The sequence below is a fragment of the Collinsella aerofaciens genome (assembly GCF_009876115.1).
Taxonomy (GTDB): Bacteria; Actinomycetota; Coriobacteriia; order Coriobacteriales; family Coriobacteriaceae; genus Collinsella; species Collinsella aerofaciens_N.
Genome location: NZ_WWSY01000001.1, coordinates 284,971 through 302,567, shown reverse-complemented (window position 1 = coordinate 302,567; position 17,597 = coordinate 284,971). Strand labels below are relative to the sequence as shown.

The following is a 17,597-nucleotide window of genomic DNA, read 5'->3' as shown; positions in this document are numbered from 1 at the left end:
TAAGGAAATAGATATGCAAGCAAGTATTCCTAAAATAATACATTATGTCTGGCTCGGCGGTAAGCCCCTGACTCCACTTGCGGAGAAATGTATTGAGTCATGGAAGAAATATTGCCCCGATTATCAGATTGTTCGTTGGGATGAATCTAACTTTGATGTGAAGCAGAACCGATATTGCCGCGAAGCTTATGACGCAAAGAAGTGGGCGTTTGCTAGCGATTATGTGCGTCTCTGGGTCTTAGTGAATGAGGGCGGTATTTATATGGATACTGATGTTGAGGTTTTGCGACCGCTTGATGTCTTTCTTGAACTTCAGGCTTTTTCGGGCTTTGAGGCTGATGATAGATTGTCTACTGGACTTATGGCGTCAAGTCCGCATCAGCCCTTCTTTGAAAAATTACTTCGGGATTATGATGGACGTTCTTTTGTAAAACCTAACGGTAGCTTTGATCTCACGACTAATGTTGTGGCTATTACAAATGCTTGCGTGGATAAGGGCTTGGTTTTAAACAACTGCAAACAAAACGTTGATGGTTTCACATTGTTTCCTTCTGAGTATTTTTCCCCAAAGGATTGGGAAACCAAAAAGGTCCGTATTACCAATAACACATACGCAATTCATCATTTCGATAGCTCATGGCTTCCTGCAAGTCTTCGATTCCGTGAAAAAGTAAAAGCAGCAATTGGTTTTGAAAAAATCAACAAGTTGAAGACTTTACTTGGAAGGATGTAGCCTCGTGGTTCGATGGAGCCGCATATAAGGCCATGATCCGCGCGACGAGCCCCTACGGTGGCGGTCAAGTGAGTGAGCGGATCACTAAAGTGCTAAGGAAGGATTTTGCTTGAGCCCTATATTTTCGATCATCGTCCCTTTTTATAACACCGAAGCGGAATACTATGAGAAAACTTTTAGCTGTTTGAAGGCTCTTTCGCCTGAACTTGCTGAGGTTTTGGTCATTGATGATGGATCAAAGACACAATCTGCCATGGAATTGGAGCTTTATCTTTCGTTAAACCTTCCTAATTCGACTGTTATTCATAAGGCGAATGGTGGTCAGAATTCAGCCAGGCAGTTCGGAATTGATCACGCTGCGGGCAAATACGTTCTTTTCCTTGATTCTGATGACCTTCTTGATATCGATGCTGTAATTGAACTTGCTGATTATTTAGAAGACAACAACCCCGCTGTCGTTGCTTTTGGTCATGACGTCGTGACTCCACGAGGGGAGTTGCTACGCAGTATCGAGCCTTGGGCCAGTGGTTTTAATAAATTAAACCTCCAGAGGCTAGCGCTGAATAGCGACAGCCTCTGCAGGCAATGTTATTGCCTGCAGAGGCTTAAAGAAGCGCCCTTTAACCTTGTTCAAGGAGTTAGGATCGGAGAAGATCTTTCGTCTGCAATGTCATTGAACCTCGAGTTGGGAGAAGGCGTTTCATTCGGCAGGGTTCTTTATCATTACGTTGTGCGTCCAACTAGCATTATCCAAAAACCGCCTAAAAGTGTCCTTTTTGACATATTCGATGCTTTTGACGAGGTTATTCGCCGCTGTGGGCCAGATTATTCTGGTTGTCAGGAGGAAATCGAATGGATGGCTATCTTGCACTGTGTTTATTGGGGCGGCATGCGAATCGTTCAGGCAGACGGGTTCGATTTGGAAATGCAGTCTCGTGTATTTGAATGGATCGACAAAGCGTTTCCTGGCTGGCGCTCAAATAGTTACTTGAGTTCAGGGGCAATTACAAAGTCACTGAGGTTTCGACTTCTTGTCCGTGGGCATTGGAGTGCGTATCGATTCTTGTTTAAAGTAAAGGGTTTTGTGAAAGCTGTGCATGCAGGAGGTGAGCTTTAGGAATGGCTAACAGCAGGCGCGTCGGCGCGCTTCTTTCATACGTTTATATGGCTGTCAACGTTTTAGTGCAGCTGATTTATGTGCCCCTTCTCCTCGGTTCTATCGGGCGTGATGAGTATGGTATGTACCAGCTTATCGGTTCGATTATGGCCTATGTTATATCTATAAATGGAGTTCTATCTGCCGGAGTCGGCAGGTTCTATTGCAAGTATATTGCAGAAGGCGACCGTGAAAAAGCTGAGAACACCCTCGCCATCTCGCGCCGGATTTATTGGATTATGTCTGTGCTCGCCCTGCTTGCTGTTGGGATTTTGACGGTTATATTCCGGATCGTTTATTCATCTTCGTTCACGTCTGCGCAAATTGAGGAGTGTACGGGCATGCTCCTCGTTCTTGGAATCAACACTGTCGTTACTATGAACAATACTGTTTCGATTGCTGCCATTACGGCTCATGAACGCTTTGTGTTTTTGAAACTGTCGAGCCTTGTTGTTCTTATTGCACAGCCTATTTTGGTTATTTTTTTCACGGGGTTTTTCCCCAATGCGTTGACGGTTACAGTCGTTATTTTTGCTATGAACGCTGCTTGCGCTGGCGTCCAGAGTCTTTATAGGAGAAATATCCTTAAGGTGGGCAGGAACTATTACGGTTGGGATTCGCGACTCGCGAAAGCGCTTCTTAGTTTCAGCGGTGCTATAGTGATGGTTACGTTAGCCGATCAAATCTTTTGGAAGACTGATCAGCTCATCGTTGGATATATGTTCGGCGCAGGCTCGGTGGCCGTGTATGCTGTCGGTGCACAGATCTATCAAATGTATATGAATATAGGAACGGCTGCCGGGGCTATTTTCTTGCCTAGGGTTTCAGAGCTTTATCACAAAGAGCATGACTTTAAGGGCATGTCCGATCTATTTATCAAATTTGGACGTTTGAACTGTCTGCTTCTTCTTTTTGTTCTTGGCGGTTTTGCCGTGTTTGGACTGGATTTTATTAAGATGTGGGTTGGAGATGGTTATTTCGAGTCGTATCTCATTGCGTTAATCGTAATGATTCCTTTCACAATCGACTTGATCCAAAGCCTGGGGCTTACTATTTTGCAAGTGACTAACCAGTATTACTTCAGGGGCGCGATGTATCTCATCATCGCTTTATTGAACATTTTTCTTACCTTTGTGCTTCTCGCTGTGTGGGGGTTGCCCGGAGCAGCGCTATCCACTGCTGTCTCAATGCTTGTTGGCAATGGCCTGATAATGAACTGGTATTATTCACGAAAAGTAGGACTGGACGTCAGAGGGTTTTGGAAGGAGATCACGCGGATTATCTTACCCGCTTTTGCGGCTACTGGCCTGTCTGCTGCAGCGTGGTTCTTTCTTCCCGTTAATCACGGCGGTATCGTTTCATTCTTATTGGGCTGTGTGTTGTATGGCTTCCTGTATGTGCTATTCGAGTGGCTGTTTGGCGTGAACGCTTATGAAAAAAATCTTTTGAAATCCTTTGTAGGAAAGGTGGTCCCGTTTGTCAAATAACAACACCTATGTCGTCTTTATCGTGGGCGATTCCTATCTTCCGGGTGTTATCGCATTAAAAAGAAGTCTAGATCTGGTCGATAGTGCCTACCCGCTGACGGCTTTGACTTGTGATTGCTCGGTCTCGACGATAGAGACTTTGTCTGGGGCAGGGATTAATGCAATCGCAGCTGAAGCGCCTGCTATCCCTAACAGTATTCGCGACCTTAACATTGTGGCGGGGCGTCCAAGATGGAACCAAAGCTTTGCGAAGCTAAGTGTTCTTGCCCTGACTCGATTCGACTCTGTCGTGTTACTGGATGCCGACATGATGGTGCTGTCGAACATAGATGGGCTTTTCGATGCTCCCTCTATGTCTGCCGTTGTGGCTGGTAGGGGTGCTCACGCGGACTGGGTTGACCTTAACTCAGGGCTCATGGTTATCAAGCCCTCGCACGCGCTTTACCAAAATGCAATTTCGTTAATTAACTCTCTCGATGAAAACTTGCTGTCAAATTTTCGAGACGGCATAGGAGATCAGGATATTTTTCAAATGTTGTTGCCTAGCTGGAACTCTGAGAAGGCGCTGCATTTGTCCGAGCGCTTTAATGCGTTTCAGGATTGCCTCGCTATGTATGATTCGAGCGGGTATTTGAATTTCAAAGACGTATCGGTTGTTCATTTTGAACTTGCTCCAAAACCTTGGGCATACCGTATAAGAGATTGGCTCAATGCAGTTCGGCGTGCTTTGCATTACGGTTCGCTAGCCGAACTAACGGCATTGCGTCGCTACAGAGCACTTCTTCCAAAGGCATAGAGTGATAAAAGGGGTACCGAGAATGACACTGTTAGTCTCGGTACCCCCTTTGATTAATATCTCATGAGCAGCCACCGCTGGGCGGCCGTCCCGTTGGGCTCGTAGAGCCACGCCGCGTTGCCCTCCGACGCGTCGGCGCCGCTGACGTCGAGGGCCAGACCGGAGGCGGACGTCACGGAGTAGCCGGCCCCGAGGGGCGCCACGCGCCAGAGCTGCGAGGCGGAGCCGTCCGCGCCGGCCAGCACCGCCGACCTCCCGGACTCGGTCAGCAGCATGCCGCCCGAGGAGATCCTGTAGAGGCCGGTGGCGCCGTCGCGCTCGAACGTCAGCGCGCCCGCGCCCGAGGACAGCGAGCAGCCCGATGCGGAGGCCGAGACGGCCATGCCGCGGTCGATCGCCGAGGCCAGGCGGTACGTGCCGTCGTCGACGACCCTCGGGATCGCCGGGTCCGCGAGCAGCCACCGCTGGGCGGCCGTCCCGTTGGGCTCGTAGAGCCACGCCGCGTTGCCCTCCGACGCGTCGGCGCCGCTGACGTCGAGGGCCAGACCGGAGGCGGACGTCACGGAGTAGCCGGCCCCGAGGGGCGCCACGCGCCAGAGCTGCGAGGCGGAGCCGTCCGCGCCGGCCAGCACCGCCGACCTCCCGGACTCGGTCAGCAGCATGCCGCCCGAGGAGATCCTGTAGAGGCCGGTGGCGCCGTCGCGCTCGAACGTCAGCGCGCCCGCGCCCGAGGACAGCGAGCAGCCCGATGCGGAGGCCGAGACGGCCATGCCGCGGTCGATCGCCGAGGCCAGGCGGTACGTGCCGTCGTCGACGACCTTTTCTAATGCGGATGCTTTGTATTCAGCTTTCAGCTCGTACTTAGCGCTCCATTTGCTGCTCGATTCTTTCGTGACGTTAGATGCCGCCGTTAGATCAGCCTTGGCGCCTTGGACTTTCCACCCCCTCTGATTCATCGCATAAGCAACAATCCCATTCTGAATGCCCGAGATGCTCGGCGGGAACGACTGGTTGTCGGCATCGATTGAAAAGCTCTCTTCCTTGGCATCTAGGTGTTGCTGAATACGGTCGGCATACTTTTCGGCCCATTCATCAGCCTTGCCGTTTCGCACAAAGTAATTGTTGGACAGGTCGGTCGAGCGGTAGGCGTAGTCGGCCTTCTGGTAGTTAGCCGTGTGGTCGGAGTGGGCGATTGCCATGAACTCGTCGGTCAGGCCAAAGTACAGATGGCGCTGGTCCAGGTCCCCGTACCAGTTGTCGCTGGTGTCGTCCCAGGTTAGGTCCATCTGGCACCATTTGCCATCGATCTTTGCGGCGTTCCAGGTGTGGCCGTTGCCGGTGATGCGGCCGTTGGCGATGCCCGCGGCGTCAAGGAGCTTGGAGTAGATGCGCTGGTAGCTCTCGCAGGTGCCCTGGTGGCGCGTGAGGCCGCTTTCGGCTGAGCACCAGTTGAGGCCATGGTCGTACTCCAGCTGGTCGAGCGTCCAGTCGTGGAGCCACAGGGCGCGGGCGTAGTCGGACCCGTCGGTATCGGCGCTGCATTTGTCGACTGCGGACTTCACGATGGCGCTGACCGCCGGATAGGCGTCGTCGTTCGCGCTCGCAAACACGTTTGAGCGCAGATAGTACACGCCGGCCGCCTTATCCATCAGGTAAAAGCGCAGGTAATAGGTGCCGCTAGCGGTCATTTCGAACTGGTAGTCGTGCGATGTGCATTCGCCGGTGTATTGCTGCCACTGGTTACGGCTGGGGTCGGCAACGCTTTCGCTGCTACCGTCGGGATCCATATACGTCGGTGCGTCCATGCGGAATTGGTACGCACCGCTTCCGCCCGTCGCAGTCACATGGAACGTGGTCTCCTGGCCGAGCCTCGGGTCGTTCCATTGGACGGTGAGCGTGATGTCGCCGCTTTGCGCGGTGGTGCTGTGCTGGTAGTTCGCGGCCGCGTTCGCCGGTTTGATTTCAAATGGGATCGCGCAGGTGCCGCTGTAGTTCTGGTCGTCGGCGGTCACAACGGCGGTCGCCTGACCGATGGCTACGTTGTTCTCGTAGGCGACAGTGTACTGGTCGCTCGGCACGGTCGACGACGTGACGGTGGGCATCACGGGATTGCCCGTGTAGCGAATGTCGGTGTCCTCGATACTGAACATGCTGGCGTCGATCGGCTGCGTTGCGTTGGCCGTTACATTGGTGCCGGAGGCGGCGCTGATTTGATCGTTTGCCCGGGCTTGGCCCGACGTGGTTTCGGCTGGGCTCTCGTTAGGTTTGCCGGCGCTTTGCGCGGCGGGTTCTGGCGCACTGGCGATTTCGGCAAGCGCGGGTGACGGGATAAAACCAACCGTCATTACGAGCGAGAGCGCGATGGAAAGGACGCAGGAGGCAGGCTTACGCATGACGGCCCCTTTTCTGTAATCGGAACAGGTACGATTCTGCAAGCGTACCGGCATTTAATATGAGCAGGACATTGTTAAGAGGCAAAATCGGGCCTGGCCCCAACGATATGGGGTCAGGCCCTCTCCCTATATCAACCCGTCCGCGGCGACCTCGGCGTGTCTTCCCGACGCTCGTCTTTGCAGTTTAATATCCGCCCGCGGCGATCTCTCGCTGGGCAATCCGTTGCTACGGCTGAGGCTTCTTCGTCGAACCGACAGTCTGTGCACGCGTGTGGCGCCCTGGGCGCTCGCAGAAAAGGGACCTGAGGTTCGCCTCAACGGCTTCGGATCAAACCGCTTCCGGGGTGATCGGCTTATGTGCGGGGGACCGGCCCCCTACGCCTCCTCGGCCATGAGGCCGACCGCCCACACCCAGCAGGCGAGCTCGCGCGCCGTGGCCACGTTCGCCTTGTTGCCGTGGACCCCGCGCGCGAGCAGCGCCTCCCGCCTCTCGACCAGCCTCCGCACGCCCTTGGCGGCATGCCTGCGGGCGACCCGGTCCGGGGCCTGGCCCTTGGCGAGGTCCTTCGGCCGCCCCGAGCACGTCAGGTAGTGCCACGCGGCCTCGACCAGCGCCTTCCTCAGGTGCTTGTTGCCTGCCTTGGTGATCGCGCCCCTGCGGTCGCTCTCCCCGCTGGAGTGCTCGGAGGGCGTCAGGCCGACCCATGCGGCGAACGACCGGGCGTTCCCGAACCTCGAGAACTCGCCGGCCTCGAACACGAGGTCGGCGGCCGTCGCGGTGTCGACGCCCTTGAGGCAGCGCAGGGAGTCGACCCTCCTCCTCCACCTGGGCTTGCGGGCCTCGGCCTCGACGAGCCCCTCGAGCCGCGCCTTCTCCTCCGCCGCCCGCCTGACCGCGTCGACGTAGTAGGCGAGCACGTCGTTGTCGGCCCCCTCCGCGAACCTAATCGACTCGATCCAGGACCAGTGCGCCCGGGTCCAGTTGCCCTTCCTGCGGCCGGTGGGCGTCCNGGCGAGCTCGCGCGCCGTGGCGACGTTCGCCTTGTTGCTGTGGACCCCGCGCGCGAGCAGGGCCCCGCGCCTCTCGACCAGCCTCCGCACGCCCTTGGCGGCATGCCTCCGGGCGCCCCGGTCCGGGGCCTGGCCCTTGGCGAGGTCCTTCGGCCGCCCCGAGCACGTCAGGTAGTGCCACGCGGCCTCGACCAGCGTCTTCCTCAGGTGCTTGTTGCCGGCCTTGGTGATCGCGCCCCTGCGGTCGCTCTCCCCGCTGGAGTGCTCGGAGGGCGTCAGGCCGACCCACGCCGCGAACGAGCGGGCATTCCTGAACCTCGAGAACTCGCCGGCCTCGAACACGAGGTCGGCGGCGGACGCGGTGTCTACGCCCTTGAGGCAGCGGAGGGAGTCGACCCTCTTCCTCCACCTGGGCTTGCGGGCCTCGGCCTCGACGAGCCCCTCGAGCCTCGCCTTCTCCTCCGCCGCCCGCCTGACCGCGTCGACGTAGTAGGCGAGCACGTCGTTGTCGGCCCCCTCCGCGAACCTTATCGACTCGATCCAGGACCAGTGCGCCCGGGTCCAGTTGCCCTTCCTGCGGCCGGTGGGCGTCCTCTCGTCGAAGACGAGCCCGTGCCTGAGCAGGAACTTGGAGAGCCGCTGCTTCGAGCGCGAGAGGTCGTCCCTCGCGTCCTCGAGCGCCCTGGTCAGGTCGCGGGCGGCCTCGCACTCGTCGTCGGGGACCCACACCTCGACCACGTTGCCGACCGACAGCATGCGGGCGAGGAACTCGGCGTCGTTGCGGTCGTTCTTCCTGCGCCTGTCCGCGCTGGGCTTGATCATCTTCGAGACGGCGCCGACCACGCAGTCGACACCCAGGCCGGAGAGCCTCTTCTGCAGGTCGAAGCCCGTGACCCCGGACTCGTACACGCACCTGGCCCTGGGGTCCACGGAGCGGACCCACTCCGCGACGGCGCCGGCGTCGTAGCCGAAGGTCGCGGCGCGCACCTCCCCGGTCATGACGTCGAGGGAGACGGCCTTTATCGAGCGGGCGTGGACGTCGAGGCCGACGAAGGTGGTAGTATCGAGCATGGGAGCCCCTTCCATGAATGCGGCGTGGCCGCCGCGGCTGAATTAGACACTCACCATTGTCGGCCTAATCCGCGGTCTTTCATGCAGCAGGGGCTCTCAATGTTTTTATGTCCTGCTCATATCGTCTGTGCCGGCACTTTGGGACACTCCTNGGACCCACACCTCGACCACGTTGCCGACCGACAGCATGCGGGCGAGGAACTCGGCGTCGTTGCGGTCGTTCTTCCTGCGCCTGTCCGCGCTGGGCTTGATCATCTTCGAGACGGCGCCGACCACGCAGTCGACCCCCAGGCCGGAGAGCCTCTTCTGCAGGTCGAACCCCGTGACCCCGGACTCGTACACGCACCTGGCCTTTGGGTCCACGGACCGCACCCACTCCGCGACTGCCCCGGCGTCGTAGCCGAAGGTCGCGCAGCGCACCTCCCCGGTCATGACGTCGAGGGAGACTGCCTTTATCGAGCGGGCGTGGACGTCGAGGCCGACGAAGGTGGTAGTATCGAGCATGGGAGCCCCTTCCATGAATGCGGCGTGGCCGCCGCGGTTGGATTAGACACTCACCATTGTCGGCCTAATCCGCGGTCTTTCATGCAGCAGGGGCTCTCAATGTTTTTATGTCCTGCTCATATCGTCTGTAATCGGAACAGGTACGATTCTGCAAGCGTACCGGCATTTCAACGATTGCAGTATAAACGAAAAACCGCAGGTTGTAGACGAGTTTGGCGTGTTTCAAGGGCGCGGTAAGCATTTGCCGTTCCAAGCGATGTTGCGAACGCAGACTGGTGATTGCTTGCTGGCTTGTGGTGGTGTTTGGGTTGCTAAGCGAGGGCTGCTTGTTGCGTGGGTTGGTTTTATTGGTGTGGGTTTGGACACTGTATGGAGATGACGATGGCTGGAGCGGGGTAGGGAGTTGTGACGCGGATTGGGGATGCTGGGTGGCTGGCCGATTGCGTGCAACGGCCTAACGCGTTGTTTGCGGTGCACGGCCAATAGATCTCTGTAGGGGGCCTACCCAACGTAAGGCGTCTGAAGGCATTTCCCTGGAAGCTCGGGCTTCCTGGATATCTTGGCGATTAAGATGCGCCCCATGCTCAGCCGGCATATAGAATGGACTGTGGACGTGACGATTGCCTGCTGCTGACATGTTGGTTAATCGACGATGATGGCAGCGACGGAGATTGATTGGGGCAGTCGGCATGTTCGCGAGCGAAAAGGCGGCCCTGCTCGGCGGTGTGCCGACTTTTATTGTAGCGAAGGCGTTGGTGACGCCGAGAGGCGGCAAGGCCGACAAAACTATTGCGAAGGCAAGGGATCAACATGGCATTTGAAGCACGTCAGAGTACGGTTGGAAAGCTGCTTAATGACTCAATCTATAGAATCCCTCGCAATCAGCGCGCTTACGTGTGGGATGAGCATAACTGGAAAGATCTATTCGAAGACATCAAGCTTGTGACAGAGGAAGTTGCTACGTCGCATTTCATCGGTTCGATAGTGCTGATGGAGGAAGAAGAAGAAGACAGCCTCGGGGTTTTTACAATAATTGATGGTCAACAAAGAGTTATTACCCTAACGCTCTTGCTGTCTAGCCTCATGTTCGCTTTCAAGAAAAGGAATATGATTAACCACGCTAATGGCACAAAAAAATATCTAGTGGCGATAGATACTAAGGATGTTGAGCCCGCGATCGTCGCTCCGGAGAATCATTTATCATTAACGAGGATCGTCGAAGGAGTAATTGCTATCTCTCCTGAAGATGCGGCTGCCATGTCTGCTGTGGCTTTCTCGAAGAGCAAACGCGCGTCCGGATCAAAAGACGAACTGATCGTTAAAGCCTTCCAATATTTCAGTGCAAGTTTCGCCAAGATGAAGGATGAGGAGTTGCTGGCCTTCAGGGATGCGGTCATTTCTGTCGCATATGTAAACATCAAATCATCGTCTGAGGAAGATTCGTACACAATATTCGAAATATTGAATGCGCGAGGTATCGAGCTTGAGGACCATGAGCTTCTGAAGAACTATATTATGCGCTATATCCATCCTATAGAAAAGCGCGATGATGCAAAACAGGTATGGTCGGAAATTGAAGCAACAGTCGGCTCGAACATGAAAGCTTTTTGCGTCACTACGCAATTCAAAAATATCGCCTAGGTCAAGGCGACAAGGATGGAGCATATAAGAAAATAAGGGATTTTACGGATCCAAAGAAGGCTGCTGATCTTCTCTATGATTTAAGGCTAAAAGCCGGATATTATGCAGAGATTGTCGAGCCAACCAGCGATGACAGAAATGCGGAAATCTTGAGTTTCTTAAGAACACACAATGTCCGCGTCTTCAGGCCGCTTCTTATGAGTTTAATGCACGCTCGCGAAATAGAGCAGCTAACGAGCGAGCAGTATGATGATGCGATTGGATTTATTTACCGGTTCTATATTTGCTATAAGATAATCGGGGGAATGGAGTCGAACCACCTATCGGATTCGATCGTGAAACACTCATACGCAATCGAGTTGAACTGCACCCAGCAAGTGTTAGATGAGTGGAAAAATAGTTTTAACGAAAAACTGCCTTCAGAAGAAACATTTCGAATTAATCTCCTTTCGCTTGGATGGTCTCATTCGTGGCCGTTGTATAGCGAAACAAAGTTGAAGGATCGCTGCAAGTTGGTCCTTGCCTTGCTCGAGGAGCTTAAGTCTGGTGTTAGGGTTTCTGAGGCATTCACAATAGAGCACATTCTTCCGGATTCGCAGGCTCAGGAAAACTCGATTATTGGGAACTTGCTCATGCTAGAAGAGCGACTTAACGCGAAATGTAAAGACAAATCGCTTAAGGAAAAGCTGCCCATATACGCTGAATCGCGTTATGCCACTACAAGAGCTTTTGCTAAACGCTATGCGAATGGTTGTTTTGACGTTAAGAAGCGCGTTGATTTTATCGCGAAAGATTTGTTTGAAATGGTCATCCACTAGCTTGCACCGCGCGGCCGCGGCGCTTGAGCTCGTCAAGAAGTGCATCGACCCGGCGATAAGGCGGCAGGCCGAAGGGTTCGAATGGGATCCGAAAGCGCTGGAGTAGGCTCTCGCCTGGCCATAGGAAAGGTAAGGGTGGAAACCGATGGCGGACAAGGAGCGACCAAGGTGAACGAGGATGACATCATCGGCGTCGTGAGGGAGTACATCGAGGACAAGGAGAACTCGTACGCCCTCATGCTTACCGGGGAATGGGGATGCGGGAAAACCTACTTTGTCGAGCACGCACTGACCGAGAAGCTGGAGGAGGATGAGAGCCGGCATCCCGTCGTGGTGGCGTCCGCCTACGGCGCCAAGGACTTAGCGGAGCTCTGCGGGGCGATTGAGTCTGGTTTCATCTCGAAATACGCCATAGGGTGCGCGGCCGGCGGGGAGAGGGGCAGGTGGGATTCACTCGTCGGGTTCGCCAAGGACACGGGAATATCGTTCCTCGGGAAAAAGATCAGGGAGCTGGAGAAGAAGGCGGGCGTCGATCTCAAGATGGCGCCGCTGAATGCCGTGAACCTCATCATCGGCCCCGAGACCCTCCTCGTCATAGACGACGTGGAGAGGTGCGACATGGGCATTCGCGAGCTGCTCGGGGCGGTCGACCACCTCGTCGTTGGCTGCAGGAAGAAGGTCCTCCTCGTCTGCAACGAGGATGAGTGGAGGAAAGGGCTAGGACCGAAGGGGGAGAAGGGGACGACCAGGGAGTACGAGAGCCTCATCGAGAAGACCGTCTGGCGGAAGTGCCGGTTCAGGCCCTCGGTCGGCTCGGTTGTGGAACGCGTTCTGGGAGGCGTGCTGGGCGGCATCTACCCAGGCGCGCTCGAGGACGCCGTTTCGGCGATTGAAGGAAGCGAATCGCCGAACTTGCGATCCCTCAGCAAGATGCGCCCCGTGCTGGTCGGGATGAAGGAATCCGGGTTCTTCGCTGAACCCACCGACCCGGAGTCTGCCAGGGCAGTTTTCAAAGAGGCTTTCGGCTTTGCAGCGGGGGCGGCGAAGGGGATGCGCATCGGGCCTCCGTCAAGCCGGGAGGATTCCATCCTTAGGGGTGGCATTTTCGAGTCGCGCCGGCTCAAATACGCCGCCCTGGACTTCATCCCCCGCTTTTTCGAGAGGTGTGAGGGGGTCGATTCCAAGCATGTTCGTTCCTGCCTGGAAGATTACCTTGCGACCTTTCATCCCGACGGGCCGGCCGCGCGGAAAGCTATTGAATGTATCGAAGGCATCAGACACGCCACTTTCCGCGATGCCGATGTCCTTGGCATGGTGGAGACTTTAGTCGCCGGGATTGTCCCCGGGGACGGGAGCCGCGGCTTGTCGTTCGACGTCTATCCCGACGTCCTGCGTGCCGTCAAAGGCATTGCGGGGGAATTTGCTGACGCCTTTCCCGAAGGGGTCGCGCCGCTCGTCAAGGCGATGGAATCCTCCATTGGACGGGATCCCGAGTCTGCAGTGAGGTCAATCGGAAAGAATCGAGTCGAATGGCAGGAGATCCCTTTCGACTCGAGCGAAGCGCATGAGATTCCGGCTTTGGAGGAGGTCGACAGGCTGAGGGAGCTCGCCTTGACGACGCTACGCGAACGGGAGTCGGAGTCTCTTGGCAACGTCCTGATAAACGCCCCCGACCAATTCGCGACGAAGCTCTATCTGGCTTTCTCGAAATCAGATGACTGGTCGGAACCCATCCTGTCGCTCATTTCCCTCGACACTTCCCTCCTCGCGAGGGCGATGGAGAAGATGCCTCCCGAAGATATTCGGCTTGTGCACAGTGTCCTTTTTCCGGGCGACCACATGAGGTCGTGCACGGCCTCGCTCGAGGGCGAGGACAGGAAGGCCCTCGTAGCTTGGGCCAAGAGGCTCGGATCGGAGATCGGCAAGGTCGAGACCATGGAGTATTACCAAAGGATCTATTTCGACGCCATATCCAAGAGTCTCGAATGTCTTGCCGATATCTAGGATCCGCAGCTGTTGCCAAGTTGAAACGTGGCTTAGGATTTGCAGAAGATCTTCTAATGGCAGTCTTACGACAAGGACGAGGATGCCCTAATGCCTTGCCCAGGCTCCATCCAGCTCCGCCGCGCAGCTCTCGAACACGCACCTAACGGCGGCCATTTCCGACGGGGTCACGCGCCCTCCGCTCGCCTTATCCGAGGGCCTATGCGGCGGGGCTTGACTTCGAGGACGTCGTCGACTCGTCCCTCGAGCTTGTAAGGCTTGCTGAGGTAGGCGGACTAGAGTAAGAAAAGAGAAATCAAAAGGCGAATTTATCGCGAGGAGCAAAATGTCCCAAATAAATCAGATCCAAGAAGAGCTAAGGCAGATCGAAGGCGGGCGTTTTCAAACACTAGCAAATCAGTATCTATATAGGAGATATTCGCTTAACAACATCATTGAATTAGGATCCCAATGCGGCACGGATAAAACCACGACCGGAGTGCCAGACATGTACTCCGTAGGAGAGAATGGACACTACCTCTTCGCGGCATACACAACCTCTAAATCCGACATCCGCAATAAGCTGCTAAATGATGCTAAAGACTGCCTCGACAGGAGCAAAACCGGAATCAATCCGCAACTCATAGATCGAATCATCCTGTGCCACACATACTTTCGCCTTTCACCTCTGGTACTCGAGGAGGTCCGTGCCATCGATCCACGGATAGAAATAATCGGGCCAGAGACAATTGCGAGCGACCTTGATGGAAAATACCCTGCGCTAGCGCATACGGTATTGGGCGTTCCACTCGGAAAGGGATCATTCATCGCCCCAGACCGCTTCATCGAGCGAAGCCTGAACGACCGTTTCTCAACCGACCTGTCGAAGCTCCTCATGCACAGGGATTCCGAGTTTTCAGTCATCGTCGAATCGATAGAGCAAAACAAGGCAGTGGTGATTCAGGGGCAGTCTGGATCGGGGAAAACCAAGATCGCCCTCGACGCATGCCTCTCATTCAGCAAACGGCATCACTGGGATCTTCTTATCTTGGACTCTAGGTATTCATCGCATCTCGACGATGATATCGAGCTGATTTTGTCGGAGTCGGAAAACATTATCCTTCTAGTCGATGATGCAAACGGCAACCTGTCACTTGAGCACTTGCTGGGAATCTGTTTGGAAAACAAAAAGCTAAAGATTGTCCTCACCTGCAGGAAGATGCACCGAAGCGAGTTGACCGCAAAAATCGGCAGTTATCTAAATTTCAGAGAAATAGAGCTGGAGCCTCTAGCCGCGGAAAATATAGAAGCGATACTCGAGACCGAATACAACATAAAAAACATAGCACTGAGGGAGAGAGTATCGGCAATCGCAAACGGAAACCTGCGCTTGGCTATCATGGCAGCAAGCCCCATAGCAGACGGCAATTTCGAAGCCATCCAAGAGCCATACGATCTTTTGAACATCTATATGAATTCTGCTTTAGCTGGGTACTCCAGCAGGGAGCAGCGTCTCGCAGAGAACCTTGCAATCTACGACTGCTGCGATCTTATTGAAGGAGACCCTTGTTACGAGGAACTCTTGGGGCTGGGGTACGACGACGCCGAGATTCGGGATTTTGCATCCAGATTGAACGACCAGGAAATTGTCACGATCCTTACCTCCGCCGATGGCGTGCTAGCCATAAGAATGGAAGAGCAGAATCTTCGCGACTTCTTGATATGCCGCCACTTCGCAAAAGAAGGGAACGGCAGTTTTGCGGATTTCATTCTGCATACCGCAGAAATGCCGAACGCGCCGTATCTCAAAGCCGCCAAGTCAATGGCTGAAGTGTGCGGAAGTGCGAGCGTGTACGACTACCTTCGAAGGGAATGCGAGAAAGCTTGGGATGAAATAAAGAATCGGGATGCGCGAATTGCCGATCAGTTCATAGTCACATTCAATCAATTCCTCCCCATACAGGCGCTCGCCTTTGCCTCAAACCGCATCGAAAACGCTGATTGCGCTGACGTATCGGAAGAAATTCTCGGCATGAATTCGACATCCGACGGATCTATGCCCCTGCAAATTTCTGTATCCCTGATGAACTCAAGCGAGTATTCGCAAACAGCCTCCGAGTTGTTCGTGAAGTGTGTAGAAAGAGGCACCGAGCGAGCGGCCGAGTACAACTGGGCATGCGGGCCGGACGGCGCTTTCGCTTACGATCTCGATCGTACGGGATTCGATTTGGAAAACAGCAAACTCGATGCCCTCGCTCAAAAATATCAACAATCGCATTCCCGCAATGTTGCAGCATGTCTGATCGTCTTGACGAGTTCATACCTCTCTTCAAGGGCCCAGCGCGTTTGTCAAAACGGCATAACGTACACATACAACACTTTGACCTTCAATTTCACATCAGAGCTGGCCGAGCTCCACGCCCATTGCTTCCGGGCGCTCTCCGTTCTGGTCGAAACCGAATTCAGCAGGCAAGTTAAATCCACTTTTCGGCAGCACTTCTCGTTCTATGGCAAAGAACCTGAAGCGGAGTACGCAGAAAACATGTATTCGGTACTCTCGAGGATTGAAGAGCTATTCCCCAAATATATAACCGAAGACTCGACAATCGATCTCTTATGCAGCTTAAGCATCAACCAGATTTACGAAACATGCGCGCAGAATCCCCCTCTGAGCCTCGATGGGTTCCGCCAGAGCGCATTCGACGCACTTGGTCTGGAGAACTCCGAGTCTCTCGTAGAGAAAGAACCGAGGATATCCGCGGAAGAGTTACCGCTAGAACGACTGACCGAAGCCCTGGGAAAGCTAGCCGAAGATTATGAGATTTCCGATAAAGAGTGGGAGTCGGGCAGGGCTATCGGAAAAGTCCTTCTGGAAATCGCCAAAAGGACCCCAGATACTGCCTCAAGCATAATCGCACGCAATATCGCTTCGTCGCCCTCGACGATCCCTGTCCCGTACGAAGCACTTGATCATCTTGCTGAAACCATCGGCAGGAAGGTCCTTAGAAACGAGCTGGGCGCGGTGATCGACGTGAGTGACCATCCGGCCCTGTTTGACTATCTTGATTTGCTAGCAATAAAGAACGGGCCCGACAAGGAGGAGCTCGACGAAATTCTCGCAAGACTCGATGACGGCAGAACGCATCTCTGCTTGGAAGATTTGGAGATAGTCGAGCCAAAGCATCCTGGCTATATCCTCAAATATGCTTCTTGGCTTTCCGAACATATACACAATGATGGGGTTTGGCGGTTTTTCGGCAACTGCGGAGACGAAAAGCGCGTCTCCGCTTTAGATTCGTACTTCGAATCCAATCCCTCACCGGCCGTCAACCTGTATTTTCTCGCACTTGAAGGATATCCTACTTTCGACTATAACCTCGCTTTCCTACGCTGCCTTTTACGCCTTGACAGCTCAATGATTGACCGTTTTTTGGAGTACGTTGCCAACCTCGACTACCGACAAAGGCACGATCTCCTGCGAAGAATCAGCTCGTTTTGGACCGTCCAGGATGATCATGCCTGGAATCTGCTGAAAGCAATGATCGATGAAGCGCTGAGCGAACCACTCGGCAGGCTTGAAATAGCCGTTTTGTTTCCCGTTCATGACGCAAATGCGCTCTCGAGCGATATTTTTTGGGAGCGCTTGGAATATACCATCCGCGAAAGGATCGCCGACGCAAATAGCCTCGATAGAATTAGCTGGGCCTTGTCCGATTGCAATGACGAGACGAGGATTAGGGCTATCACCCTCATTCTGACGCTCGATAAAGACGGGATATCGATCAACCATTTGGATCTCCGTCGATCTTCAATGAGCGGGTCCCCTGAAAAAGGCTTTATTCCAGCAAAGCTCAAGGAGATTGAGGCGATTGACTCGATTGCTGCTCAGCTGCCCGCAGGTGTTGCATATTTAAAACACAGAGAATGGCTGTCAAAAGTGAAGTCATCAATTGAAAGAGACATCGAAGACGAAAAGTGGAGGCTATTCCACGGCAGGCAGTAAT

At 54.6% G+C, this 17,597-nt stretch carries 10 protein-coding genes; 8 read left to right on the top strand and 2 right to left on the bottom strand.

Annotated elements, in window-relative coordinates:
* Positions 1-13: 13 nt before the first annotated feature.
* From GT571_RS01360 to GT571_RS01345, 4 genes are all read left to right on the top strand, one after another.
* The gene (locus GT571_RS01360; protein ID WP_161154967.1) at positions 14-733 is read left to right on the top strand and encodes a glycosyltransferase family 32 protein; all 720 of its coding nucleotides are present in this window, start codon (positions 14-16) and stop codon (positions 731-733) included.
* Between the two features lie 109 nt (positions 734-842).
* On the top strand, positions 843-1,850 hold the full coding sequence (locus GT571_RS01355; protein WP_161154966.1) for a glycosyltransferase family A protein: 1,008 nt from the start codon (positions 843-845) through the stop codon (positions 1,848-1,850).
* A gap of 2 nt (positions 1,851-1,852) precedes the next feature.
* Complete coding sequence (locus GT571_RS01350) at positions 1,853-3,376, top strand: lipopolysaccharide biosynthesis protein (protein ID WP_161154965.1); 1,524 nt, start codon at positions 1,853-1,855, stop codon at positions 3,374-3,376.
* Positions 3,366-4,172 (top strand): glycosyltransferase family protein, encoded by an 807-nt coding sequence (locus GT571_RS01345; protein WP_161154963.1) that lies wholly within the window; start codon positions 3,366-3,368, stop codon positions 4,170-4,172. Before GT571_RS01350 ends, GT571_RS01345 begins: the two co-directional genes overlap by 11 nt.
* A 53-nt stretch (positions 4,173-4,225) precedes the next feature.
* Here the strand turns inward: GT571_RS01345 and GT571_RS01340 are convergent, their stop codons facing one another.
* Positions 4,226-6,565 carry an RICIN domain-containing protein gene (locus GT571_RS01340; RefSeq protein ID WP_161154962.1) on the bottom strand — a complete coding sequence of 780 codons (2,340 nt, stop codon included), beginning with the start codon at positions 6,563-6,565 and terminating at the stop codon, positions 4,226-4,228.
* A gap of 375 nt (positions 6,566-6,940) precedes the next feature.
* Positions 6,941-8,647, bottom strand: a complete 1,707-nt coding sequence (locus tag GT571_RS10035) for an IS110 family RNA-guided transposase (RefSeq protein ID WP_240140062.1) — start codon at positions 8,645-8,647, stop codon at positions 6,941-6,943.
* Positions 8,648-9,961: 1,314 nt separating this feature from the next.
* Here GT571_RS10035 and GT571_RS01320 point away from each other — a divergent pair.
* From GT571_RS01320 to GT571_RS01305, 4 genes are all read left to right on the top strand, one after another.
* Positions 9,962-10,792: a DUF262 domain-containing protein gene (locus GT571_RS01320; RefSeq protein WP_161154960.1), complete on the top strand. Its 831-nt coding sequence runs from the start codon at positions 9,962-9,964 to the stop codon at positions 10,790-10,792.
* Complete coding sequence (locus GT571_RS01315) at positions 10,759-11,610, top strand: GmrSD restriction endonuclease domain-containing protein (RefSeq protein ID WP_152068108.1); 852 nt, start codon at positions 10,759-10,761, stop codon at positions 11,608-11,610. Before GT571_RS01320 ends, GT571_RS01315 begins: the two co-directional genes overlap by 34 nt.
* A gap of 168 nt (positions 11,611-11,778) precedes the next feature.
* Positions 11,779-13,614 (top strand): P-loop NTPase fold protein, encoded by a 1,836-nt coding sequence (locus tag GT571_RS01310; protein WP_158558663.1) that lies wholly within the window; start codon positions 11,779-11,781, stop codon positions 13,612-13,614.
* 325 nt (positions 13,615-13,939) lie between these two features.
* On the top strand, positions 13,940-17,596 hold the full coding sequence (locus GT571_RS01305) for a P-loop NTPase (protein ID WP_161154956.1): 3,657 nt from the start codon (positions 13,940-13,942) through the stop codon (positions 17,594-17,596).
* The last annotated feature ends 1 nt before the right edge of the window (position 17,597 follow it).

Coding starts and splice junctions, on each gene's coding strand:
- GT571_RS01340 (WP_161154962.1), bottom strand. CDS start 6,565: ATGCGTAAGCCTGCCTCCTGCGTCCTTTCCATCGCGCTCTCGCTCGTA.
- GT571_RS01360 (WP_161154967.1), top strand. CDS start 14: ATGCAAGCAAGTATTCCTAAAATAATACATTATGTCTGGCTCGGCGGT.
- GT571_RS01320 (WP_161154960.1), top strand. CDS start 9,962: ATGGCATTTGAAGCACGTCAGAGTACGGTTGGAAAGCTGCTTAATGAC.
- GT571_RS01305 (WP_161154956.1), top strand. CDS start 13,940: ATGTCCCAAATAAATCAGATCCAAGAAGAGCTAAGGCAGATCGAAGGC.
- GT571_RS01350 (WP_161154965.1), top strand. CDS start 1,853: ATGGCTAACAGCAGGCGCGTCGGCGCGCTTCTTTCATACGTTTATATG.